Origin of the sequence: Pseudomonas sp. GW460-12-10-14-TSB1 (assembly GCF_017349775.1) — a bacterium.
GTDB lineage: Bacteria > Pseudomonadota > Gammaproteobacteria > Pseudomonadales > Pseudomonadaceae > Aquipseudomonas > Aquipseudomonas piscium.
Genome location: NZ_JACNAC010000036.1, coordinates 25,915 through 49,403, shown reverse-complemented (window position 1 = coordinate 49,403; position 23,489 = coordinate 25,915). Strand labels below are relative to the sequence as shown.

23 protein-coding genes and 1 riboswitch are annotated in these 23,489 nt (G+C 63.5%); of the genes, 11 read left to right on the top strand and 12 right to left on the bottom strand.

Annotated features, from left to right (window positions below):
- Positions 1–18: 18 nt before the first annotated feature.
- The gene (gene madL, locus J4D52_RS20040; protein ID WP_063433290.1) at positions 19–435 is read left to right on the top strand and encodes a malonate transporter subunit MadL; all 417 of its coding nucleotides are present in this window, start codon (positions 19–21) and stop codon (positions 433–435) included.
- Position 436: 1 nt separating this feature from the next.
- The gene (gene madM, locus J4D52_RS20035) at positions 437–1,201 is read left to right on the top strand and encodes a malonate transporter subunit MadM (RefSeq protein ID WP_025807207.1); all 765 of its coding nucleotides are present in this window, start codon (positions 437–439) and stop codon (positions 1,199–1,201) included.
- Between the two features lie 121 nt (positions 1,202–1,322).
- Here madM and J4D52_RS20030 read toward each other — a convergent pair whose 3' ends face one another.
- A complete protein-coding gene (locus J4D52_RS20030) occupies positions 1,323–2,237 on the bottom strand; it encodes a LysR substrate-binding domain-containing protein (RefSeq protein ID WP_025807208.1) in 915 nt (304 codons plus the stop codon).
- A 154-nt stretch (positions 2,238–2,391) separates the two neighbouring features.
- Here J4D52_RS20030 and J4D52_RS20025 point away from each other — a divergent pair, with 154 nt between their 5' ends.
- A complete protein-coding gene (locus J4D52_RS20025) occupies positions 2,392–3,009 on the top strand; it encodes a PAQR family membrane homeostasis protein TrhA (protein ID WP_025807209.1) in 618 nt (205 codons plus the stop codon).
- Positions 3,010–3,126: 117 nt separating this feature from the next.
- On the opposite strand, the gene J4D52_RS20020 is transcribed toward J4D52_RS20025, so the two are convergent.
- Entirely contained in the window at positions 3,127–4,041 is a 915-nt protein-coding gene (locus J4D52_RS20020; protein ID WP_102676336.1) for a LysR family transcriptional regulator, read from the bottom strand.
- 106 nt (positions 4,042–4,147) lie between these two features.
- Between J4D52_RS20020 and J4D52_RS20015 the strand changes: the two genes are divergently transcribed.
- From J4D52_RS20015 to J4D52_RS20005, 3 genes are read left to right on the top strand one after another with little or no spacing between them, the layout of a single operon-like run.
- Positions 4,148–5,389 (top strand): D-amino acid dehydrogenase, encoded by a 1,242-nt coding sequence (locus J4D52_RS20015; RefSeq protein ID WP_063433287.1) that lies wholly within the window; start codon positions 4,148–4,150, stop codon positions 5,387–5,389.
- Between the two features lie 27 nt (positions 5,390–5,416).
- Entirely contained in the window at positions 5,417–5,767 is a 351-nt protein-coding gene (locus tag J4D52_RS20010) for a RidA family protein (RefSeq protein WP_063433286.1), read from the top strand.
- 27 nt (positions 5,768–5,794) lie between these two features.
- A complete protein-coding gene (locus tag J4D52_RS20005; RefSeq protein ID WP_102676335.1) occupies positions 5,795–6,697 on the top strand; it encodes a transporter substrate-binding domain-containing protein in 903 nt (300 codons plus the stop codon).
- A gap of 218 nt (positions 6,698–6,915) precedes the next feature.
- Here the strand turns inward: J4D52_RS20005 and J4D52_RS20000 are convergent, their stop codons facing one another.
- Both J4D52_RS20000 and J4D52_RS19995 read right to left on the bottom strand, forming a co-directional pair.
- A complete protein-coding gene (locus tag J4D52_RS20000; protein WP_102676334.1) occupies positions 6,916–7,635 on the bottom strand; it encodes a 16S rRNA (uracil(1498)-N(3))-methyltransferase in 720 nt (239 codons plus the stop codon).
- A gap of 97 nt (positions 7,636–7,732) precedes the next feature.
- Positions 7,733–9,139, bottom strand: coding sequence for an adenosylmethionine--8-amino-7-oxononanoate transaminase (locus J4D52_RS19995; protein WP_102676333.1), 1,407 nt, complete (start codon positions 9,137–9,139; stop codon positions 7,733–7,735).
- 279 nt (positions 9,140–9,418) lie between these two features.
- On the opposite strand from J4D52_RS19995, the gene J4D52_RS19990 reads away from it, so the two are divergent.
- Together J4D52_RS19990 and J4D52_RS19985 are read left to right on the top strand one after the other, a co-directional pair.
- Positions 9,419–9,970, top strand: coding sequence for a cytochrome b (locus tag J4D52_RS19990; RefSeq protein WP_025807220.1), 552 nt, complete (start codon positions 9,419–9,421; stop codon positions 9,968–9,970).
- 32 nt (positions 9,971–10,002) lie between these two features.
- Positions 10,003–10,602, top strand: a complete 600-nt coding sequence (locus tag J4D52_RS19985; protein ID WP_007932534.1) for a YceI family protein — start codon at positions 10,003–10,005, stop codon at positions 10,600–10,602.
- Between the two features lie 75 nt (positions 10,603–10,677).
- Here J4D52_RS19985 and J4D52_RS19980 read toward each other — a convergent pair whose 3' ends face one another.
- The 5 genes from J4D52_RS19980 to ahcY form a co-directional block, all read right to left on the bottom strand.
- Positions 10,678–12,537, bottom strand: a complete 1,860-nt coding sequence (locus J4D52_RS19980; protein ID WP_063433283.1) for a DEAD/DEAH box helicase — start codon at positions 12,535–12,537, stop codon at positions 10,678–10,680.
- Between the two features lie 225 nt (positions 12,538–12,762).
- A complete protein-coding gene (locus J4D52_RS19975) occupies positions 12,763–13,578 on the bottom strand; it encodes an ABC transporter substrate-binding protein (RefSeq protein ID WP_063433282.1) in 816 nt (271 codons plus the stop codon).
- Between the two features lie 55 nt (positions 13,579–13,633).
- Complete coding sequence (locus J4D52_RS19970) at positions 13,634–14,716, bottom strand: hypothetical protein (protein ID WP_063433281.1); 1,083 nt, start codon at positions 14,714–14,716, stop codon at positions 13,634–13,636.
- 82 nt (positions 14,717–14,798) lie between these two features.
- Entirely contained in the window at positions 14,799–15,644 is an 846-nt protein-coding gene (gene metF / locus J4D52_RS19965; protein ID WP_025807224.1) for a methylenetetrahydrofolate reductase [NAD(P)H], read from the bottom strand.
- Between the two features lie 189 nt (positions 15,645–15,833).
- The gene (ahcY, locus tag J4D52_RS19960) at positions 15,834–17,243 is read right to left on the bottom strand and encodes an adenosylhomocysteinase (RefSeq protein ID WP_009045993.1); all 1,410 of its coding nucleotides are present in this window, start codon (positions 17,241–17,243) and stop codon (positions 15,834–15,836) included.
- A 22-nt stretch (positions 17,244–17,265) separates the two neighbouring features.
- Positions 17,266–17,372, bottom strand: a riboswitch (S-adenosyl-L-homocysteine riboswitch).
- Positions 17,373–17,569: 197 nt separating this feature from the next.
- On the opposite strand from ahcY, the gene J4D52_RS19955 reads away from it, so the two are divergent.
- Positions 17,570–17,974, top strand: a complete 405-nt coding sequence (locus J4D52_RS19955; RefSeq protein ID WP_063433280.1) for an acyl-CoA thioesterase — start codon at positions 17,570–17,572, stop codon at positions 17,972–17,974.
- Between the two features lie 146 nt (positions 17,975–18,120).
- Here J4D52_RS19955 and J4D52_RS19950 read toward each other — a convergent pair whose 3' ends face one another.
- Together J4D52_RS19950 and J4D52_RS19945 are read right to left on the bottom strand one after the other, a co-directional pair.
- Entirely contained in the window at positions 18,121–19,380 is a 1,260-nt protein-coding gene (locus tag J4D52_RS19950) for a sodium:proton antiporter (RefSeq protein ID WP_063433279.1), read from the bottom strand.
- A 180-nt stretch (positions 19,381–19,560) separates the two neighbouring features.
- The gene (locus J4D52_RS19945; protein ID WP_053270111.1) at positions 19,561–20,730 is read right to left on the bottom strand and encodes an MFS transporter; all 1,170 of its coding nucleotides are present in this window, start codon (positions 20,728–20,730) and stop codon (positions 19,561–19,563) included.
- 212 nt (positions 20,731–20,942) lie between these two features.
- Here J4D52_RS19945 and J4D52_RS19940 point away from each other — a divergent pair, with 212 nt between their 5' ends.
- Together J4D52_RS19940 and J4D52_RS19935 are read left to right on the top strand one after the other, a co-directional pair.
- The gene (locus J4D52_RS19940) at positions 20,943–21,776 is read left to right on the top strand and encodes an EamA family transporter (protein WP_063433278.1); all 834 of its coding nucleotides are present in this window, start codon (positions 20,943–20,945) and stop codon (positions 21,774–21,776) included.
- Positions 21,777–21,812: 36 nt separating this feature from the next.
- Complete coding sequence (locus J4D52_RS19935) at positions 21,813–22,199, top strand: MAPEG family protein (RefSeq protein WP_025807229.1); 387 nt, start codon at positions 21,813–21,815, stop codon at positions 22,197–22,199.
- Between the two features lie 52 nt (positions 22,200–22,251).
- On the opposite strand, the gene J4D52_RS19930 is transcribed toward J4D52_RS19935, so the two are convergent.
- A complete protein-coding gene (locus J4D52_RS19930) occupies positions 22,252–23,427 on the bottom strand; it encodes a murein transglycosylase A (RefSeq protein WP_063433277.1) in 1,176 nt (391 codons plus the stop codon).
- Positions 23,428–23,489: the final 62 nt, after the last annotated feature.

Here is a 23,489-nt window from a genome sequence, read left to right as displayed (position 1 = left end):
ACTTTGAGGACTACAACAATGATTATTTACGGTGTGGCGCTGCTGGCGATCTGTACGCTGGCAGGGGTGATTATCGGTGACATGCTCGGCGTCCTGCTGGGGGTGAAATCCAACGTCGGCGGTGTGGGCATCGCCATGATCCTGCTGATCTGCGCGCGGCTGTGGATGCACAGGCACGGCGGCATGACCAAGGATTGCGAGATGGGCGTCGGCTTCTGGGGCGCTATGTACATCCCGGTGGTGGTGGCCATGGCCGCGCAACAGAACGTGGTGACCGCCCTGCACGGCGGCCCGGTGGCGGTGCTGGCGGCCATCGGTTCGGTGCTGCTCTGTGGCGGCACCATTGCCCTGATCAGCCGCACCAACAAAGGCGAACCGTTGCCGGACGAACCGGACAGTGTCGCCCCTGGTGTCGCTGCGGCAGGGGGACGCTGATATGTGGGATCTGATCGAGAAAGGCCTGGAACACAACGGCCTGGTCACCGCCTTCGCCTTCGTCGGCGTGATCATGTGGGTTTCGGTGCTGCTGTCCAAGCGCCTGACGTTCGGCCGGGTGCATGGCTCGGCCATCGCCATCGTCATCGGCCTGGTGCTGGCCTGGGTCGGCGGCACCATCACCGGTGGGCAAAAGGGCCTGGCGGACCTGGCGCTGTTCTCCGGCATCGGCCTGATGGGCGGCGCCATGCTGCGGGACTTCGCGATTGTCGCCACGGCCTTCGAGGTACAGGCTACCGAGGCGCGCAAGGCCGGGATGATCGGCGCCATCGCGCTGTTTCTCGGCACTGTGCTGCCGTTCATTGTCGGCGCGAGCATAGCCTGGGCCTTCGGCTATCGCGATGCGGTGAGCATGACCACCATCGGCGCCGGCGCGGTGACCTACATTGTCGGCCCGGTGACCGGGGCGGCGATTGGCGCCAGTTCCGATGTGGTGGCGCTGTCCATCGCTACCGGGCTGATCAAGGCGATCCTGGTGATGGTCGGCACGCCCATGGCGGCGCGCTGGATGGGCCTGGACAACCCGCGTTCGGCGATGGTCTTCGGTGGCCTGGCCGGCACCGTCAGCGGGGTGACCGCGGGCCTGGCGGCGACCGATCGGCGCCTGGTGCCCTACGGCGCGCTGACCGCGACCTTCCATACCGGGCTGGGTTGCCTGCTCGGGCCTTCGTTGTTGTATTTCATCGTTCGGGGATTGGTGGGCTGATATGACGTCATCGCGGGCAAGTCGGATCGCCGCCCGCTCGCTCCTACAGAGTAGGCGGTGTCTGTAGGAGCGGAGCTTGCCCGCGATGACAATCTCATGATCACAGCGAAACTCTGGCGTTCTAATCCTGCCGATTGGCATACATCCGGCACTCCGCCAGCAACGCCAGCAGGTTCGGATCACGCTCCTTGGCCTTGAGGAATACCACACCGATATGCTGTTGCAGCCGGTAGCGCGCCTGCAGCGGAATCAGCTTCACGCGGTTTTCGTACACCGCGGCAATCCTTCCCGGCAGCAGGGCATAGCCCACCCCCGAGCTGACCATGCTCAGCAGGGTGAAGATGTCGTTGACCTGCATCGCCACCTTTGGCTCGAAACCCGCCTGCTTGAACACCCGCACACCGTCCTGATGGGTGGCGAAGCCCTGGGTCAGGGTGATGAAGGTCGCGTCGCGCACATCGCTGAGGTCGACTTCCGCCTGCTGGGCGAATGGCGAATCGGCCGGCGTGGCCAGGAAGATATCGTCGGAAAACAGCGGGATCTGCTCGCAGTCCGGGTCGCTGACGCTGTCGTCCAGGGATACCAGGATTGCGTCGACTTCCATGTTCTTCAGTTTGTACAGCAGGTCGATGTTGGAGCCCAGGATCAGGTCGATATTCAGCTCGCTACGGCGCAGCTTCAAGCCCATGATCAGCTGCGGCACGGTCTTCACCGTCAATGAATACAGGGAGCCGAGCTTGAAGCGCTCCGCCGAGAACCCGGCGGCTTCGCGGGTCAGGCGCACGCTTTCGAGCACGTCCTGGATCAGCTTCTGCGCCCGTTCTTCGAGGACGAAGGCGCTCTCCAGCGGTGTCAGGTTGCGTCCTTCATGCTTGAACAGCGGGCAGCGCAGGGCGCTTTCCAGGGAGTGAATGGCCCGGTGCACGCTGACATTGCTGGTCTGCAACTCGGCGGCGGCGCGCGCCAGGTTGCCGGTGCGCATGAACGCCAGAAACACTTCGAGCTTTTTCAGGGTCAACTCTTCATCGATCAGCATGATGGGCACTCTTATTCGAATGCTCCGATTGTGCCTGCCGGGTCATGACTTGGCTGGAGGTTTTTTCGTCCATAGCTTTATTCGGAAACATTGCGCTTTCAGGCTATAGGCCTGAGCCTTGCGCAGATTTTCCGCCTTGGGAGGGGAGTGGCACATGTATCACGGGGAAAGACTCAACGCCTGGACGCATCTGGTCGGCGCGGTGGCGGCACTTGTCGGGGGGATCTGGCTGCTGGTGTTGGCCAGCCTCGACGGCAGTCCGTGGAAAATTGTCAGCGTCGCGATCTACGGTTTCACCTTGCTGGTGCTGTACAGCGCCTCGACCCTGTACCACAGCGTGCGCGGGCGGGCGAAAAGCATCATGCAGAAGGTCGATCACTTCTCCATCTACCTGCTGATCGCCGGCAGCTATACGCCGTTCTGCCTGGTGACCCTGCGCGGGCCCTGGGGCTGGACGCTGTTCGGGATCGTCTGGGGGCTGGCGCTGATCGGCATCCTGCAGGAGATCAAGCCGCGCTCCGAGGCGCGCATCCTGTCCATCGTGATCTACGCGGTGATGGGCTGGATCGTGCTGGTGGCGGTCAAGCCGCTGCTGGCGGCCCTGGGCCCCGCCGGCTTTGCCTGGCTGGCCTCGGGCGGGGTGCTCTACACCGTCGGCATCATCTTCTTCGCCCTCGACAGCCGTTTGCGCCACGCCCACGGGATCTGGCACCTGTTCGTGATCGCCGGCAGTTTGCTGCACTTTGTGGCGATCTTCTTCTATGTGTTGTGATCGGTGACCGCGTTATCGTTTATCGCGAGCAAGCTTCGCTCCTACAGGTACGAGGTGCTTCTGTAGGAGCAGCCGGTCGACGCTCGATTGCTCGCGATAAGGCCCGGCAGGGCCGCCTCAATCCCCTGTCATCAACCGATCCAGCTGCTCCTGGGCCCGGCCGCCGAAGATCTCCAGCAGGCTGCTCAAGGTATGGGGTAGCGCCTCCGCCGCGCGGGTCACGGCATACAGGGTGATCGGCAGCGCCGGGGTCAGCGGACGGATCGCGGTGCTGGCGGGGGAGGCGCCGAGGGCGGTGAAGGGATCGATCACCGCCAGCCCGGCCCCGGATTCGACCATGGCCCGGGCCAGGGAGTAGGTCTGCACAGCGATGCTGACCCGTGGCGCCGGTTCCACGGCTTTCAGGTAACCGTCGAGTTTCGCCGCCAGCGGGTCGGCGCTGGACAGGCCGATCAAGGGCGCACCGGCCAATTCCATCAAGGGCAGCGGCGTGCCCCTGGCCGCCTGGGGCCAGTAATCCAGCGGCGCCAGCGCCACCAGCACCCCGCTGGCCAGGGCCTGGGCGGTCAGTCCCGGGTGGTCCGGGCGCTGCAGGGTCAGCGCCACGTCGATCTCGCGCATCAGCAGGTTCTGCACCAGCTCGCGGCTGTGGGCGCTGGACAGCTCGCAGACGATGTCCGGGTAGCGCCGGGTCCACTGGTTGATGGCCGGCGGCAGCAAGGACAGGGCCAGTGCCGGCGTGGCGCCGACCCGCAGGCTGTGGCCCGGCTCGCGGCGCAGGCTCTGGGCCAGGCGCCGCACCCCTTGCAGGCTTTCGCTGACCTTGTCGACTTCGCGCTCCAGTTCCAGGGCTTCCGGGGTGGCCTGCAACTTGCCCTTGACCCGCAGGAACAGCGGGAAACCCAGCTGTTGCTCGGCGTGCTGCAAGACCTTGGTCACCGCCGGCTGGGAGACGTGCAGCAGTTGCGCCGCGCCGCTGATCGAACCGGTCTGGCGGATGGCCTGGAAAATCTCGATATGACGCAGTCGCATGATGGATCCATAACCTTTGTTTATGGGTGGCCCATCTTTATTCATTGTCCCGGGCCTGTCACCTGGTCCTAACCTGAAGCCTGCTCAACAAGGTTTAAGGACTGACATGGCACAGCGGGTTTGCATCATCGGCGGTGGGGTCATTGGCCTGGCCAGCGCCTACGCCCTGGTTCGCGAGGGGTTCGACGTCAGCCTGGTGGAGGCGCGCGAGGCCTTCGCCAGCCAGACCAGCTTCGCCAACGGCGGCCAGCTGTCGTACCGCTACGTGGCGCCGCTGGCCGATGCCGGCGTGCCCTGGCAAGCCCTGGGCTGGATGCTGCGTGGCGATTCGCCGCTGAAGCTGCGCCCGCGCCTGGACCCGGCGCAGTGGCGCTGGATGGCCGGGTTCCTGGCGGCCTGCCGCGGTTCGGTCAACCGGCGCAACGGCGCCCACCTGCTGCGCCTGGCGCTGTTGAGCCAGGCCACCTTGCAGAGCTGGCGCGAGGAGGACCGGCTCGAGGGTTTTCACTGGCGGCGCAACGGCAAGCTGGTGACCTTTCGCGAAACCGCCAGCTTCGAGCATGCCCGCCACGGCCTGGCCGATCCGCGCCAGCAGCAGGTGCTGTCCGCTGGCGAATGCGCGCAACTGGAGCCGACCCTCGGCGGCGCGCCCTTTGTCGGTGGGATCTTCACCCCGGATGAAGAAGTGGCCGACTGTCACGCCTTCTGCCAGCAACTGGTGGCGCGGCTACAGGCCTCCGGCCGCTGCCAGCTGCTGACGGGGCGCCCGGTCACCGGCATTCGTCAGGCAGGCGGCCAGGTGCAGGCCATCGAGCTGGGCGACGAGGTGCTGGCGGTGGACCAACTGATACTCGCCGCCGGTCATCGCAGTGGCGAACTGGCGCTGCCCGGCCTGAAGCTGCCGCTGTATCCGCTCAAGGGCTACAGCCTCAGCGTGCCGATCGGCGCCGGGCAGCGGGCGCCGGAGATCAGCATCACCGATTACAACCGCAAGATCGTCTATGCGCGGATCGGCCAGCAGCTGCGGGTGGCGGCCATGGTCGATATCGTTGGTTTCGACCCGTCCCTGGATCCCAAACGCCTGGCCCTGATGCAGCGCCAGGCCCGGGAAACCTTCGCCAACGCCGGCGACTACGATGCCGCCATCGAGTGGGCCGGCATGCGCCCGGCGACCCCCAGCGGCGTACCGCTGATTGGCGCCACGGGCTACCGCAACCTGTGGCTCAACCTCGGCCATGGCGCCCTGGGTTTCACCCTGGCCTGTGGCAGCGGGCGGCTGTTGGCCGAGCTGATCGGCCAGCGCCGTACTTCCATCGACATGCAGGGGCTCGCGCCCCATGCCGCCTGATTTCTTTCGCGTACAAGGAGCTATACCATGACCATCCAGCGTCTCCACAGCAATGACCGCCTCAGCGCTGTCGTGAGTTTTGCCGATCTGCTGTTCCTTTCCGGCCAGGTGCCGGGCCCGGCCACCGATGCCGCCGGCCAGACCCGCGAAGTGCTGGCGAAGATCGACGCCTTGCTGGTCGAGGCCGGCAGCGACAAGGATCATTTGCTCAGTGCGACCATCTACCTGAAAAACATCCAGCAGGACTTTGCCGCGATGAACGAGGTCTGGTCGGCCTGGCTGTCCCCTGGCCAGGCACCGAGCCGCACCACCGTGCAGGCCGCCCTGGCGCGCCCGGACATCCTGGTGGAAATCACCGTCATCGCGGTTCGCCGCTAACGCCTTCACCCACAACGGAGAATAACAATGCAAAAAATCACGTTGCTCGGCTGCACCCTTGGCCTGTTGCTCGGCTCCCCGCTGTACGCCAGCGAGGCGCCGCTGACCGGCACCCTGGGCAAGATCGCCACTGCCGGCAGCATTACCCTGGGTTATCGCGATGCGTCGGTGCCGTTTTCCTATGTGGGTGACAACAGCGGCAAACCCATGGGCTATTCGGTGGACCTGGCGAGCAAGGTCGTCGAACGCATCCGCCACAAGCTGGCGCTGCCGCAACTGGCGGTGAAGTACAATCTGGTGACGTCCCAGACCCGCATCCCGCTGGTGCAGAACGGCACCGTGGACCTGGAATGCGGCTCCACCGGGGTCACCGCCGAACGGCAGAAGCAGGTGGCGTTTTCCTACGGCTTCATCTACGTCAAAGGCCAGTTGCTGACCGCCAAGGACAGCGGGATCAAGCGTTTCGCCGACCTGCGCGGCAAGAACGTGGTGACCACCGCCGGCACCACCAACGAGCGCTTCCTCAAGAACTACAACGTCGAGCACAAGATCGACATGTTCGTGATCAGCGCCAAGGACCATGGCGAAGCCTTCCAGATGCTGCAGTCCGGTCGCGCCGCGGCGTTCTACATGGACGACGCGCTGCTTTACGGCGAACGGGCCAAGGCCCGCGACCCGCATAACTGGGTGGTGGTCGGCGAGGAGCAGTCGCGGGAAATCTACAGCTGCATGGTGCGCAAGGACGATCCGCAGTTCCTGGAACTGGTGAACAGCACTCTGGCGGACCTGTACCGCTCAGGGGAGATCAATGGGATCTACCAGCGCTGGTTCGAACAACCGATTCCGCCCAAGGGCCTGAACCTGGAATTCCCGATGACCAGCGAGTTGAAGGCAATCATCGCCAAGCCGGTGAGCGATCCGGTGGAGTAAACACCGGCCCGCTTCTGTAGGAGCCAGGCTTACCGGCGATAGGTGCGTCGCGGAGCGTCAGGCAAAACGCTTTCGCGGGCACAGAGGCAGGGTTGGGGGCGATCTGCTTCTGTAGGAGCCAAGCTTGCTGGCGATAGATGCACCGCGGTGTGTCAGGTGAAACGTTTCGCGGGCAAGTCGGATCGCCGCCCGCTCGCTCCTACAGGGGCAGAAGCGGGTTAGAAGTCGCCCCAGAGTTGCTGCGCTACCGCCAGCGCCACCACTGGGGCGGTTTCGGTGCGCAGCACCCGCGGGCCGAGGCGGGCCGGCAGGAAGCCCGTGGCCTGAGCCTGGTTCACCTCGGCATCGGACAGACCGCCTTCCGGGCCGATCAGGAACGCCAGGGTCGCAGGCTTGGCGTGGCTCACCAGCGGCTCGGCCACCGGGTGCAGCACCAGCTTGAGGTCGGCCTGGGTTTGCTTGATCCAGTCGGCCAGCAGCACTGGCGGGTGAATCACCGGCACCCGTGAGCGCCCGCATTGCTCGCAGGCGCTGGCGGCCACCTGGCGCCAATGGGCCAGGCGCTTGTCGGCGCGTTCGTCCTTGAGCCGCACTTCGCAGCGCTCGCTGAAGATCGGGGTGATTTCATTCACCCCAAGCTCGGTGGCCTTCTGAATCGCCCAGTCCATGCGCTCGCCCCGGGACAGGCCCTGGCCGAGGTGGATCTGCAGCGGCGACTCGACCTGCCCGGCGAAGCTTTCATCGAGCCGGACCACCACGCGTTTCTTGCCGACTTCCAGCAGCGTGCCGCGAAACTCGTTGCCCGAACCGTCGAACAGCTGCAGCGCGTCGCCCTCGGCCATGCGCAGTACGCGCCCGATGTAGTGGGCCTGGGCCTCCGGCAGCTCGTGCTCGCCGAGGCTCAGGGGGGCGTCGATAAAGAAGCGGGACAGTCTCATGGTGGTTCTCTGGGGAAAATTCTGGATCGGTGTCAGTCAGTCGGAGCTTTTCGCGAGCAAGCTCGCTCCTACGGAGGGTGGGCTTGCTCGCGCGTTATCAGCCCGGATCGCGGAAGCCTGGGTGGAAGTCCTTGGGCACCGCCACGCTGACCTTGTCGCTGGTGGCGATATCGATGCCTTCGCTGGCCACCTCGGCGAGGAAGTCGATCTGCTCCGGAGTGATCACGTAGGGCGGCAGGAAATACACCACGCTGCCCAGCGGACGCAGCAGGGCGCCACGCTCCAGGGCGTGCTGGAAGACTTTCAGGCCACGGCGCTCCTGCCACGGGTAGGCGGTCTTGCTGGCCTTGTCCTGGACCATCTCGATGGCCAGCACCATGCCGGTCTGGCGTACTTCCGCAACGTGCGGGTGGTCCGCCAGGTGCGCGGTCGAGCTGGCCATGCGCTGGGCCAGCGCCTGGTTGTTCTCGATGACCTTGTCCTGCTCGAAGATATCCAGGGTCGCCAGCGCCGCCGCACAGGCCAGCGGGTTACCGGTGTAGCTGTGGGAGTGGAGGAAGGCGCGCAGGGTCGGGTAGTCGTCGTAGAAGGCGCTGTAGACTTCGTCGGTGGTCAGGCACGCCGCCAGCGGCAGGTAGCCGCCAGTCAGGGCCTTGGACAGGCAGAGGAAGTCCGGGCGGATACCGGCCTGTTCGCAGGCGAACATGGTGCCGGTGCGGCCGAAGCCGACGGCGATTTCGTCATGGATCAGGTGCACGCCGTAGCGATCGCAGGCCTCGCGCAGAAGCTTGAGGTATACCGGGTGGTACATGCGCATGCCGCCGGCGCCCTGGATCAGCGGCTCGACTATCACCGCGGCAATAGTGGCGTGGTGTTCCGCCAGGGTCTGCTCCATGGCCGCGAACATGTTGCGCGAGTGTTCTTCCCAGCTCATGCCTTCGGGGCGCAGGTAGCAGTCCGGGCTCGGCACCTTGAGGGTGTCCAGCAGCAGGGCCTTGTAGGTCTCGGTGAACAGCGGCACATCGCCCACCGACATCGCGGCGATGGTTTCGCCGTGGTAGCTGTTGGTCAGGGTGACGAAGCGCTTCTTGTCCTTCTGGCTGCGGTTGAACCAGTAGTGGAAGCTCATCTTCATCGCCACTTCGATGCACGACGAACCGTTGTCGGCATAGAAACAGCGGGTCAGGCCTTGCGGGGTGATGTTCACCAGGCGCTCGGAGAGCTCGATCACCGGCTGATGGCTGAAGCCGGCGAGGATCACGTGCTCCAGTTGATCGACCTGGTCCTTGATGCGCTGGTTGATGCGCGGGTTGGCGTGGCCGAACACATTGACCCACCAGGAGCTGACCGCATCGAGATAGCGCTTGCCTTCGAAGTCCTCCAGCCACACGCCTTCACCGCGCTTGATCGGGATCAGCGGCAGCTGTTCGTGGTCTTTCATCTGGGTGCAGGGATGCCATAACACCGCGAGATCGCGTTGCATCCACTGGTTGTTGAGGCCCATGTTCAGTCTCCTGGAGGCGGCTCTAAGTACGCGAGCAAACAATCGCGCAAGCCTATGCAATGCCAGGCCGTGTCACAACCCATTGCATGCGTTGAGGGCGAATTGGTAGCGGTCGCAGGACGGTCTGTCACGTTTTTCCCCGGTAGACCTTAATGCCTGGTTAATTTAGTGTTCCTAGGATCAACATCGTATTTCTCGATATTTCAAAGCGAAAATTTCCGCTTTAATTCGATAGTTAAATCGATAGTCTTGGGCAGCAGTTCTTACAGGATTCAAGTGATGCAGCTAGGTAACTCTTCTTCCCGCTACGGCTGGGTAAGCATTTTTCTGCACTGGAGCGTGGCGCTGGCAGTCTTTGGATTGTTCGCCCTGGGCCTGTGGATGGTCGGCCTGGATTACTACAGTGCCTGGCGCAAAGATGCGCCGGACCTGCACAAAAGCATTGGCTTGACGCTGTTCGCGATCATGCTGCTGCGGGTGTTGTGGCGCTTCGTCAGCCCACCGCCACCGGCACCGGACAACCACGGTCGCCTGACGCGCCTGGGTGCCAAGTTCGGCCATGCCTTCCTCTATCTCAGTCTGTTCGCTGTGATGATTGCCGGTTACCTGATTTCCACCGCAGACGGTGTCGGGATCCCGGTGTTTGGCCTGTTTGAAATTCCTGCCCTGGTTTCCGGTCTACCGGACCAGGCAGATGTGGCCGGCGAGGTGCATCTGTACCTGGCCTGGGGCCTGGTGATCTTCGCCGGAGTGCATGCCCTGGCCGCTTTGAAACACCACTTTATCGATCGTGACGCGACCCTGGCTCGAATGCTGGGGCGCAAAGCCTGATGCTCAACCTCTACTCAAAAGGAATAGAAAGCATGTTGAAAAAGACTCTCGCCGCTCTGGCAATCGGTTCTGCTCTGTTGTCTGCCGGTCAGGCGATGGCCGCGGACTACGTGATCGACAAGGAAGGCCAGCACGCCTTCGTCGACTTCAAGATCAGCCACCTGGGCTACAGCTTCATCACCGGTACCTTCAAGGACCTGGACGGCAAGTTCAGCTTCGACGCAGCCAAGCCTGAAGACGCCAAGATCGAAGTCAACGTACGCACCGCCAGCGTGTTCACCAACCACGCTGAACGCGACAAGCACGTCAACAGCAAGGACTTCCTGGAGTCGGGCAAATTCCCTGATGCGAAGTTTGTTTCCACCAGCGTCAAGCCAACCGGCAAGAATGCTGATGGCAAGCAGACCGCTGATGTGGCTGGCGACCTGACTTTCCACGGCGTGACCAAGCCGATCGTGGTCAAGGCCACCTTCCTGGGTGAAGGCAAGGATCCATGGGGCGGCTACCGCGCCGGTTTTGAAGGCACCACCAGCATCAGCCGCAAAGAGTTCAACAAGGACGGGATGGATGTTGGCCCGCAGTCCGACACCGTTCAGCTGTACATCACCTTCGAAGGTGTGAAAGCGAAGTAATGCTTCGCCTGTAGCAGCTATAAAAAAACGCCCCTGATCGCAAGATCAGGGGCGTTTTTTATTGCCGCGGGTAACTCAGCGATTGCGGGTCAGCAAGGCTGGTTTCTCGCCACGTGGGCGGCTTGGCAGTTGATCGAGCTGCTCGGGAGTCGGGAAGCGGTCGGCTTTCGATTCCTTGTGCATGATCTTCGGCTGGTTGCCGCGCGGGTTCTGCACCGCCGGTTCCTGACGCGCCTGGTCGTCGCGGGCCGGACGACGATTGCGCGACTCTTCGCGACGGGCCTGGCCGTCACGTGGAGCGCCGCTGCGTGGGCCGTTGCGCTTGGCAGGTGGAGTGCCGGTGCTGGCGCCGCTGCTGTTGCGCGGACCGCCGGAGCGACCCTGGCCGCCACTGCGCGGCGCATTGCTGTTGGCTGCCGCGCCCTGGCCTGGCGCGCCTGGACGGCGACCGCGGCTCTGGTTGTTCTTGTTCTGGTACGGGCTGACGTAGTCGGCGCGATTGCCGAAGTTGTCCACGTCGTCGTCCAGGAACTCGTCCGGGGCACGGTCAGCGCGTGGCGTCGGCTGGCGCTGTTCGCGGGCCGGGGTACCTTCGCGAGGTTTCTGCTCACGGGCTGGACGGTCGCCGCGAGCGGCCGGTTTTTCCTTGCCCTTGTCCTTGCCTTTGTCTTTACGACCGCCACCACCACCGCCGCCATTCGGACCGTCGCCACGCGGGCCACGGGAATTGCGTGGGTTACGCACGTCCGGACGCTCGCGTACTTCCGGTTTCTCGGCTTCCACGGCGCTGGCGTCGAAGCCCATCAGATCGCCGTCGGGGATCTTCTGCTTGGTCATGCGCTCGATGCTTTTGAGCAGCTTCTCTTCGTCCGGCGCGACCAGCGAGATCGCTTCGCCCGAACGACCGGCACGGCCGGTACGACCGATGCGGTGCACGTAGTCTTCGTCGACGTTCGGCAGTTCGAAGTTGACCACGTGTGGCAACTGGTCGATGTCCAGGCCGCGGGCGGCGATGTCGGTGGCGACCAGGATCCGCACTTCACCGGCCTTGAAGTCGGCCAGGGCCTTGGTACGGGCGTTCTGGCTCTTGTTGCCGTGGATGGCGACGGCGGTCAGGCCGTGCTTGTCCAGGTACTCGGCCAGGCGGTTGGCGCCGTGCTTGGTACGGGTGAAGACCAGTACCTGTTCCCAGGCGCCAGCGGTGATCAGGTGGGCCAGCAAGGCACGCTTGTGGCTGGCGGCCAGGCGGAACACCCGTTGCTCGATACGCTCGACCGTGGTGTTCGGCGGCGTGACTTCGATGCGCTCGGGGTTGTGCAGCAGCTTGCCGGCCAGGTCCGTGATGTCCTTGGAGAAGGTCGCGGAGAACAGCAGGTTCTGGCGCTTGGCGGGCAGGCGTGCGAGGACTTTCTTCACGTCATGGACGAAGCCCATGTCGAGCATGCGGTCGGCTTCGTCGAGCACGAGGATTTCCACGTGGGACAGGTCGACGCTGCCCTGGCCGGCCAGGTCGAGCAGGCGGCCGGGGCAGGCCACCAGCACGTCGACGCCGCGGGCCATGGCCTGAACCTGTGGGTTCATGCCGACGCCGCCGAAGATGCAGGCACTGACGAACTTCAGGTCGCGGGCATAGACCTTGAAGCTCTCGTGCACTTGCGCGGCCAGTTCGCGGGTTGGGGTCAGGACCAGGACGCGCGGTTGGCGCGGGCCATGACGCTGGGATTTGTCCGGGTGACCGTTGGGAAACAACCGTTCCAGGATCGGAAGGGCGAAACCGCCGGTTTTACCAGTACCTGTCTGTGCCGCGACCATCAGGTCGCGACCTTGCAACACGGCGGGAATGGCCCGCTGTTGCACCGGAGTAGGCTGGGTGTAGCCGGCGGCTTCGATGGCACCGACTAAAGCCTCGGAGAGACCGAGGGAAGCAAAGGACATGAGTAATCCTGTTTTAGTGAGGGCTTGGCCCAGAGGGATAGTCTTGCCTGGCGCGAATGGCGTTTAAGAGGACGCAATCCCGTCCGGTCCTGCTGGCTCCTGAAGGCTCATCGGCGAGGGCTCGCGCGGGCCTTGTGGCTGCGCTGTAGCGGTATCGAGAGGCCTTGAACAGGGTCGAGCGTCCGGGCGTGAGCCTGGCGGGAAGGCCGGAGTATAACAGAGCAATCAGCGTGCGCTGCTTTCCTGCTGCTCAACGGTTTTCACCGGTGCGCCGGGCGGCATTGCGCTTGAGTCGGCCATGGCCGGCGCCGCGCCATAGCGTGCGCTCAGTTCGGCGTAGGCCGGCTCGCGTTTGAAGCGCTTGAGTTCGGCGCCGAAACGCTGCACCAGCAAGTCCATGCCGGCATTGCGTCGTACCGCCAGAAACTGGCTCTGGCGGCTGATGACCACCGGGTTCTCGGTGATCTGCTGGCGAATGTTCAGTTGGTCCAGCAGATGCTGGCCGACCCGCCGATCGGTGATCAGCAGGTCGATACGGCCGCGCAGCAGCTTGCCGAAGTTGGCTTCGTGGGTCGGCGCCGGCTCGTGCTTGAACAGGGTGGATTCCCTGAAGTCCTGGCTGTACAGGTAGCCGGGGGAGGTGCCCACGGTCAGCCCGCGCAAGTCTTCCAGGGTGCGGAACGGAAAGGGCCGGGCGTTGGCATAGAACATCACGAACTCGACGTCCGACAGCGGCTCGCTGGGGTAGAGCAGGCTGCTTTCGCGTTCGTTGCTGTGAAAGATGTCCAGGGCACCGTCGGCCTGGCCTTGTTCGAGCATGGCCAGGCAACGTTTCCAGGGCAGGAACTGCCATTCGACTTCGATCCCCAGGCGCTGGAAGACGATCGCCGTGGTTTCGTAATCCAGCCCCAGGGCCTTGCCCTGTTCCTCATAGACATAAGGGGCCCAGGGCTCGGTGACAATGCGCAGCTTCTCGCCGTGGGCGGTGAGGCTCAGGCAAGCGCAGATAAAGGCTGTCAGCAACTGGGCAATGACGGGCATCGATGGAGATTACGACGAGAGGTCGTCCAATACTAGAGGCCGTCTAGCTCAAGCCTCAGTCAGCCTTTGTCTCGATCAGATGCAGGTAGATGGCCTTGCGCCGCTGGCCCAGTACCAGGCGAATCACCGGGTGGTTGAACCAGCGCTCGAGTTGATGGCTGTTGAGCGGTTTTTTCAGGCGGCCTTCGGCGTTTTCCCGGGCTTTCTCCCACCAGACCGGGGCGCAGGCCTGGTCGAATTCGTTGGTGTGGCGGTAGCAGCCGTAGAGGATTTCGCGCATGAACTGCCGCTGGTGTCCGGGCAGGGCCAGGGTCACGATCTTGTAGGCCAGGCGTTGCAAGGCCGGTGGGCGTGGCAGGGTCGCGGTGACCAGGCGGGTTTCGTCCAGGGCGACGGTGCTGGTGGGCGCTGCGCCGTGCTTGTCCAGCCAGGCCTTGATCTTGGCGCGAAACAGCTGCTTGCGGCTCCAGTAGTGGTGGATCAGGTCGGGGCATTCGCGGACCTGTTTGGTGCGATAGGCGGCGACCGACAGACAGAACTCTTCGAGGGTGTAGGCACCATTGGCCAGCGGGTGCAGCTCGTCCATCAGGGCGATGGAGCGCTCCAGTACGTCGGCGTCCGCGCGGTGCAGGCCGATCACGCCGGAGTTGAGCAAAGGCATCTGGTCGTCGGCCAGTTTGCGTTTTTGCAGCAAGCCGGCCAGGGACTGGTAGAGGCCGGACTCCTTGTTGGCGCCGTAGCACATGCCGAACGCATTACACAGCAGGGTGCCGGGCTGGACGCGGCGAAACAGCTCCAGCGGCGAGCAGTGGAAAAAGGTATCGGTGTCGATCAGCAACGCCAGTTCGGACTCTTGCAACACCTGCTGCATCACCACGTGCTTGGCGCGAAAGTGGTAGCCGTGTGGGGCGATCCAGGCCTGGCGGGTGCTTTCATCCAAGGGGCGCACGCGCACAGGCAGGTCGCGGTAAGGCGCGGCATTGTCGGTGAAGACCTGGATATCGAGGGCTTCGCCCGGTGTTTCGCGCAGCCCGGCCAGGGCGCTGGCAATACTGAACGCGGCTTCCTGGTGATAGGTCGCGGCGCCGTAAACCAGATAGATCAATTGTGGGCGTGCTGCGGTGCTGCCTGTGGACATCTACGGCGATCCTTCGGATGTATGGGGGGTAAAAAAAAGGCCCTGGATTTCGCCAAGGCCTTTTTCCGATGCTGTCGGGTGGTTAACGCGGCAGCTTCAGGTTGTTCCAGACGGCCAGGCTTGGCTCGGCTTGGTTCAGAGTATAGAAGTGCAATCCCGGCGCACCGCCTTGCAACAAACGTTCACACATTTCAGTGATGACCTGTTCGCCGAACGCCTGGATGCTCTGGCTGTCGTCGCCGTAGGCTTCCAGTTGCTTGCGGATCCAGCGCGGGATTTCCGCGCCGCAGGCGTCGGAGAAACGCGCCAGCTTGCTGTAGTTGGTGATCGGCATGATGCCGGGCACGATCGGGATGTTCACACCCATTTGTTGCACGCGTTCGACGAAGTAGAAATAACTGTCGGCGTTGAAGAAATACTGGGTGATCGCACTGTTGGCGCCGGCGTTGGCCTTGCGCACGAAGTTGTTGAGGTCGTCTTCGAAATTGCGCGCCTGTGGGTGCATTTCCGGATACGCCGCCACTTCGATGTGGAAGTGATCGCCGGTCTCTTCACGAATGAAACTCACCAGGTCGTTGGCGTGACGCAGCTCGCCGCTGGCCATGCCCATACCCGAAGGCAGGTCGCCGCGCAGGGCGACGATACGGTTGATGCCGGCAGCCTTGTACTGGGTCAGCAGGCCACGCAGGTCGGCCTTGCTGTCACCGACGCAGGACAGGTGCGGCGCGGCGGGGACCTTCACTTCGCTTTCGAGCTGCAGCACGGTGTTCATCGTGCGGTCGCGGGTCGAGCCACCGGCACCGTAGGTGCAGGAGAAGAAATCGGGGTTGTAGCTGGCCAGCTGGCGGGCAGTGGCGAGCAGTTTTTCATGCCCAGCATCGGTCTTGGTCGGGAAGAACTCGAAGCTGTAGCGACGGTCTTGGGACATGGAGGAAACCTCCAGCTACAAGCCGCAAGCCACAAGCTGCAAGAGTAGCGGAGGTGCGCTCAGCTCTTGTGCCTGGAACGGGCTGCTTGAAACTGTTTAAGCAAATAGGGACGAAGCCGAAAGCTTCGAGCGGCAAGCACGGCTTGTGGCCTTTGCTTGTCGCTTGAAGCTCAAGGCTTGCAACTGCTCTTAGTAGCGGTAAGCGTGTGGCTTGAACGGGCCTTCGACGGTGACGCCGATGTAGTCAGCCTGTTGCTTGGTCAGTTGAGTGACCACGCCACCGAAGCCGCGGACCATTTCCAGGGCCACTTCTTCGTCGAGTTTCTTCGGCAGTACTTCAACGGTCAGGCGCTCGGCTTTCTGGGCTGGCGACAGGTCGGCGTACTTCTGGCCGAACAGGAAGATCTGCGCCAGTACCTGGTTGGCGAACGAACCGTCCATGATGCGGCTTGGGTGACCGGTGGCGTTGCCCAGGTTCACCAGGCGGCCTTCGGCCAGCAGGATCAGGTAGTCGTCGTTCTGGGCGTCGAAAGCGCCTGGACCGGTACGGTGAACCTTGTGCACCTGTGGCTTCACTTCTTCCCATGCCCAGTTCTTGCGCATGAAAGCGGTGTCGATTTCGTTGTCGAAGTGACCGATGTTGCAGACAACGGCGCGCTTCTTCAGGGCCTTGAGCATGTTCGCGTCGCAAACATTGACGTTACCGGTGGTGGTCACGATCAGGTCGATCTTGCCCAGCAGGGCCTTGTCGATGCTTGCTTCGGTGCCGGTGTTGATACCGTCGATGAACGGCGAAACCAGTTCGAAACCGTCCATGCAGGCTTGCATGGCGCAGATCGGGTCGACTTCGGAAACCTTGACGATCATGCCTTCCTGACGCAGGGACTGGGCCGAGCCCTTGCCCACGTCACCGTAACCGATGACCAGCGCTTGCTTGCCGGACAGCAGGTGGTCGGTACCGCGCTTGATCGCATCGTTCAGGCTGTGACGGCAGCCGTACTTGTTGTCGTTCTTGCTCTTGGTCACCGAGTCGTTGACGTTGATGGCCGGGATCTTCAGTTCGCCCTTGGCCAGCATGTCCAGCAGGCGGTGCACGCCAGTGGTGGTTTCTTCGGTCACGCCGTGGACGCGATCCAGCACCTGCGGGTACTTCTTGTGCAGCAGCTCGGTCAGGTCGCCGCCGTCGTCGAGGATCATGTTGGCGTCCCAAGGCTTGCCATCCTTGAGGATGGTCTGCTCCAGGCACCACTCGTACTCTTGCTCGGTCTCGCCTTTCCAGGCGAATACCGGGATACCGGCAGCGGCGATGGAGGCAGCGGCCTGGTCCTGGGTCGAGAAGATGTTGCAGGACGACCAGCGTACTTCGGCACCCAGGGCAACCAGGGTTTCGATCAGCACGGCAGTCTGGATGGTCATGTGGATGCAGCCGAGAATCTTCGCGCCCTTGAGCGGTTGTTCAGCGGCGTACTTGCGACGCAGACCCATCAGGGCCGGCATTTCCGATTCGGCGATGATGGTTTCACGACGGCCCCAGGCGGCCAGGGACATGTCGGCGACTTTGTAGTCGGTAAAATCTGCAGGCGTGATTACAGCGCTCATGAAGAGCCTCCATTCGTAAGTATGCGAATGGGCGCCGTTGTGCGTTTAGTGACTGACCGAACCATCACGGCCAGACAACGCCCCATCCGAGCCTGACAGGCTTAGCCTGCTGCAGCGCCCCTCGGACAGGTGGCGGGAAAACGGTATCAGGTGATCGTTACCGTTTTGAAACGGGGGCGATTATAGCTGTCTGCTTGCGACTTCCCAAGGATTTCTGTCGGACGATGTTCGAACGGTAATCGCGACCATAGTAGAAGCCCAATAGAGCTCTGCGCCGGGGTCTGCCATGATGCCGGCATCAATCGGCAAGACGGTCAGGAGTGAGTATGAATTTCCACACCCGCAAATGGGTAAAACCCGAAGACCTCAACCCCAACGGCACGCTGTTCGGCGGCAGCCTGTTGCGCTGGATCGACGAAGAAGCCGCTATCTACGCCATCGTCCAGCTGGGCAACCAGCGCGTGGTCACCAAGTACATTTCCGAAATCAATTTCGTCAGCGCCTCGCGCCAGGGCGACATCATCGAACTGGGTATCACCGCCACCGAATTCGGCCGCACCTCGATCACCCTGACCTGTGAAGTGCGCAACAAGATCACCCGCAAAAGCATCCTCACCGTCGAGAAGATGGTCTTCGTCAACCTGGGCGAGGACGGCTTGCCGGCTCCCCACGGTCGTACCGAAATCAAATACGTGAAGGATCAGTTCAAGGACGACGAGCCCATCGCCTGAACTTCGCGCCATACCCTTTGTAGGAGCAACCGGTCGACGCTCGATTGCTCGCGATCAGAGCTGCCAGGCGCCGCGATCTGCTTGAGGCAGCGCGGTGTCTGGACGGCCCAATCGCGAGCAAGCTTCACTCCTACAGATGCAGGTTGTCAGTGAGCCTCCTGCTCGGCGGCCGGCGCATCCTTGGTGACATGGCGCACCAGCTTGCCGATGGTCAGGCCCTGCAGGAGGATCGACGACAGCACCACGATGTAGGTGATGCTCAGCACCAGGTCGCGCTCCGGGCCCAATGGCAGGGCCAGCGCCAGCGCCACCGAAACCCCGCCGCGCAGGCCGCCCCAGGTCAGTACCCGGATGGTGCCGCGCGGCACGCTGCGCCAGCGGCGTAGCAGGACGATGGCCGGGGCCACGGTGAGCAGGCGCGACAGCACGATCGCCACCGCCAGCAGGCTCGCGGCCAGCAAGTGCAGCCAGTTGAACGGCAGCAGCAACAGCTCCATGCCGATCAGGGCGAACAACAGGGCGTTGAGCATGTCGTCGAGCAGTTCCCAGAAACCGTCCAGGTAACGCCGGGTCATGTCGTTCATCGCCAGGTTGCGCCCCAGGTTGCCGATGATCAGGCCCGCCACCACCATCGCGATCGGTGCCGAGACGTGCAGTTCGCTGGCCATCGCCGAGCCGCCGATCACCAGGGCCAGGGTCAGCATCACCTCGATCTGGTGCTGCTCGATGCTCTTGATCATCAGGTACACCAGGTAGCCGATCAGCCCGCCGAACACCACGCCGCCGATGGCCTCATGGGCAAACAGCAGGGCGGTGGCGCCGATGGTCGGGGTTTCGCCGAGCTGGGCGATACCCAGCAGCACGGTGAACACCACCACCGCGGTGCCGTCGTTGAACAGCGATTCGCCGACGATGGTGGTTTTCAGTGGCTTCGACGCGTTGGCGGTACGCAGCACGCCGAGCACCGCGATCGGGTCGGTCGGCGAGATCAGGGCACCGAACAGCAGGCAATAGAGGAAGCTCACGTGCCAGCCGAACAGGCCGAAGATCCAGTAGGCCAGGCTACCGATGACGAACGTGGCGATCAGCACGCCGACCGTGGCCAGCAGGCCGATGGGCCAGCGGTAGCTGCGCAGGTCGTTGAGGTTGACGTGCAAGGCGCCGGCGAACAGCAGGAACGACAGCATCCAGTTCATCAGCAGGTCGCCGAAGTCGATCTGGCCGATCAGCTGTTGCACGTGCTCTTCCAGGCCGGGATAGCCGAGGAAGCTCAAGCCTTGCAGCAGCAGGGAAAACAGCAGGGCGGTGACCATCACACCGATGGTCGGCGGCAGGCCGATGAAGCGGAAGTTGACGTAGGTGAGCAGGGTGGTCAGGCAGATGAAGGCGGCAACGAGTTCAAGCATCCGGAGTCCCTTGGATAGAAACGTGAAAAGAAAGCCCGAAAGCCATCGGGCATGGGTTTGATGGGCCGCTGGCGGCCCGGGGCACACCGACAAGGAAAGTTCAGATTCTTCTGGCGGTGAGCCGGCTGCCAGCCTGGGGACCTGCAGGCGACTGTCGGTCAGTCGCGCGCTCGTCGGGGCTCAGCCGGATACATTGACCGCGGCCGCCTGGCGACGTTGCAGGTGAATGAACAGCAGCGCGGTCAGCACCGTCAGTCCGCCGACCAGCGCGCCGGTCCACGGCAGGTCGGCCAGGTCGGCGCCGCTGGCCACCACCAGGCCGCCGATCCAGGCGCCGGCGGCGTTGCCCAGGTTGAAGGCGCTCTGGTTCAGGGTCGAGCCCAGGTTGGGTGCCTCATGGGCCTGGTCGATGATCAGCAGTTGCAGGATCGGGCACAGGGCGAAGGCGAAAATCCCCCACAACAGCAAAGTGATCGCCGCCGGAATCAGCAGGTGGCTGGTCTGGCTGAACGCGGCCAGCACCAGCACCACGGCCAGCGCCATGGCCACCAGCGACGGCAGCAGGCGGCTGTCGGCCAGGCGGCCGCCGAGCATGCTGCCGGCCGTCAGGCCGACGCCGAACAGCAGCAACATGATGGTCACGCCATGGGGGCTGACGCCGGTGACGTCCTGCAGGATCGGCGCGATATAGGTGAAGACGCTGAACAGGCTGGTGGACGCCAGCACACTCATGCCCAGGGCCAGCAGCACGTTGGTCTTGCCCAGGACCTTGAACTCGCTGGCCAGGTTGGCCTTGTCCATGGCGATGTGCCGGGGCAGCCAGAGCCACTGGGCAATGGCGGCGATCACTCCGATCACCGACACCGCCCAGAAGGTCGAGCGCCAGCCGGCGTATTGCCCCAGCGCCGTGCCCAGCGGCACGCCGAGCACATTGGCCAGGGTCAGGCCGGTGAACATCATGGCGATCGCCTGGGCGCGCTTGTTCGGCGCCACCAGGCTGGCGGCAACCACCGAGCCGATGCCGAAAAACGCGCCGTGGCACAGCGCGGTGATCACCCGCGCGGCCATCAGCGTGGCGTAGTTCGGCGCCAGCGCGCAGAGCACATTGCCGAGGATGAACATTAGGGTCATACCCAGCAACGTGGCCTTGCGTGGCATGTTGGCGGTGCCGACGGCGAGGATCGGCGCGCCGAACACCACGCCCAGGGCGTAACCGGTAATCAGCAGGCCGGCATGGGGAATGCTGACGGACAGGTCGCGGGCGACATCGGGCAGCAGGCCCATGATGACGAATTCAGTGGTACCGATGCCGAAGGCGGCAACAGCCAGTGCGAGCAAGGCGAGTGGCATGCGAGGGTTCTCTGTCTGTAGTCTTGACGCCCTGGTCAGGCATACGCATGCCGGCTTTGCTCCTCCATCGGATCGGGTCCGGCGGATCGGGCAGCAGCAAAAAATATTGGAATAGGTATATGCGCAACATGAGTGCGGCGTGGTCGGCGTCAGTATAGACAGCCGTTGCGCCTAGGTGAATCGATTCTCTTGTAGCAAACAGGGAGTGTGAGGTGCTGGCGACAACTCTGGTTCTGGTGGCGGCGCTGCTGCATGCGGCGTGGAATACCCTGATCAAGTTCAGCGGCGAGCGGTTGTTGGTGGTGGCCTGCATGGACAGCGTCGGCTTGCTGTTCGTGGCGCTGATGCTGGGGTTCGTCGAGTGGCCGCCGCTGGAGATCTGGCCGTGGATCCTGGCGTCGGCGGTTTTCGAATTGTTCTACCGCTACCTGTTGATCCAGGCCTATCGGGTCGGCGACCTGGGCCTGGTCTATCCATTGATGCGCGGCCTTTCGCCCCTGGTGGTGCTGGCCTTGACCCTGATTTTCGCGGGCGAGGTGCTCAGCCCCCAGCAGATCCTCGGCATCCTGTTGATCCCTTTCGGCATGCTGTGCCTGCTGTGGCAGGGCGGTGGCGGCGATCGCCTGCCGTGGTCGATGTTGCCGGTGGTGGCGCTGATCGGCCTGTGCATCGGCTGCTACACCTTTATCGACGGCCAGGCGCTGCGCCGCTGGTCCCATCCGCTGGATTACCTGGTGTGGGTGACGCTGCTCAGCGCCTGGCCCTTCCCGCTGCTGGCGCTGCTGCGCAAGCGTGCGGCCTTCACCCTGTTCTGGCGCGAGCAATGGCAGTTGGGGTTGAGTGTCGGGTTCTGCGTATTGTTCAGCTACGCTCTGGTGCTGTGGGCCATGCAGCTGGGATCGATCGCCGAGGCGGCGGCGCTGCGGGAAATCAGCGTGATCCTGGTGGTGTTGTTCGGCATGCGTTACCTGCAAGAACCTTTCGGTCGACCTCGGCTCTTAGCTTGTGGGCTGGTGCTGATCGGCATGCTGGTGATGAAGTTCTGACCCCGCTCCCCTCATGACTTTAAAAAGGACTCTGCCATGACCGTCGCTTTCTGGTGTGTATTGATCGCCATCTTCCTGCCGTACCTGTGTAACAGCATCGCCAAGTTCAGCGGGGGCAACTTTGGCCTGCGGCAGAACCATGACCCGCGGGCCTATCTCGAGACCCTCGAGGGTTTCCCCCGGCGGGCGCAAGCGGCACAGCTCAACAGTTTTGAAGTGACCCCGGCCTTTGCGGCGGGGGTGATCATTGCCCATGTCGCCAACGTCGCCGAACTGGTGACCATCGATGTGCTGGCGGTGCTGTTCATCACCAGCCGCCTGCTGTACATCATCTGCTACCTGGCGGACTGGGCGGTCCTGCGTTCGCTGGTGTGGTTTGTCGGCATGGCGCTGATTGCCAGCTTCTTTTTCGTATCGATCTGACCGGCTTTGGTAGCGGCTGCCGCCTCTCGCCGAAGCGGCAGCAGTCACGGGGTTACTTGCTGTCGGTGACTTCAGGCACTTTCGGCAGCGTGGCGCCCTTGGGCCAGAGCATCCAGATCTGACCCTGCTGTTTCATGTCCCCCGCCAGTTGCCCGGCCGCGTCGCCGGTGCCCCAGAACAGGTCGGCGCGAACTTCGCCGGCGATCGCGCCACCGGTGTCCTGCGCCGCCACCGGGCGGATCAGGCTGCTGCCATCGGGCCGGGTGGTGGAGAGCCACAGCAGGCTGCCCAGCGGAATCACCTTGCGGTCCACCGCCACGCTGTAGCCGGACGTCAGCGGTACGTTCAGCGAGCCGCGCGGGCCTTCGTTGCTGTCCGGGTTGCGGTTGAAGAACACGTAGCTGGGGTTGCTGCCCAGCAGTTCCGGGATGCGATTGGGGTTGGCCTTGGCCCAGGCGGCGATGGTGCCCATGGTCACGTCTTCTTTCTTCAACTCGCCCTGATCCACCAGCCAGCGGCCGATGGGGCGGTAGGGGTGACCGTTCTGATCGGCATAACCGATGCGCAACTGGCGCCCGTCTTCCAGCTGGATGCGGCCTGAGCCCTGGATCTGCAGGAACTGCAGGTTCATCGGGTCGGTCAGCCAGGCGATCACCGGCGCCTTGACCCCCTTGGTCTCGATGGTCGCGGCATCGTCATAGGGTTTCAGCACCCGGCCTTCGAGGCGGCCACGCAGGCGCTTGCCCTTGAGTTCGGGATAAATGCTGTCAAGGGCGACGATGATCATGTCTTCCGGCACGCCATAGACCGGTACCGACGCGGTCTTGGTCTGGGTCAGGCTGCCCGGATAGACAGGTTCGTAGTAGCCGGTGATCAGGCCGTTGCTGCTGCCGCTGGCCGAGCGCAGGCCGTAGACGTCCAGGTGTTCCTTGAGGAAGCTGCGGACATCCAGGGCAGTGAGCGGCACGTTGGCCGCCGTCGCGCAGGTCGGGCCCCATACCGGGTCGGCCTTCAGCCGAGTGCAGGCGCTGCGCCAGGAGCCGAAGCCGGCCAGCAGGTCGTCGTCGGACACAGTGGGCAAGGCTTCCCAGTTGGTGCTGGTATAGGTGGCGATAGCGTGGGGTTGGGGGGGCTTGCCGACTTCGCCGCCATTGCATCCGGCCAGCAGGATCGCGGTCGGCAAGGCCCAGGCCAGGTGTCGACGCCACAGTTTGAAACGGGTGTTCATTGGGTACTTCCTTTGTGGCTTGCCTGGGCGCATGGCAACTTCAGGCAATCCATATTGTTAAT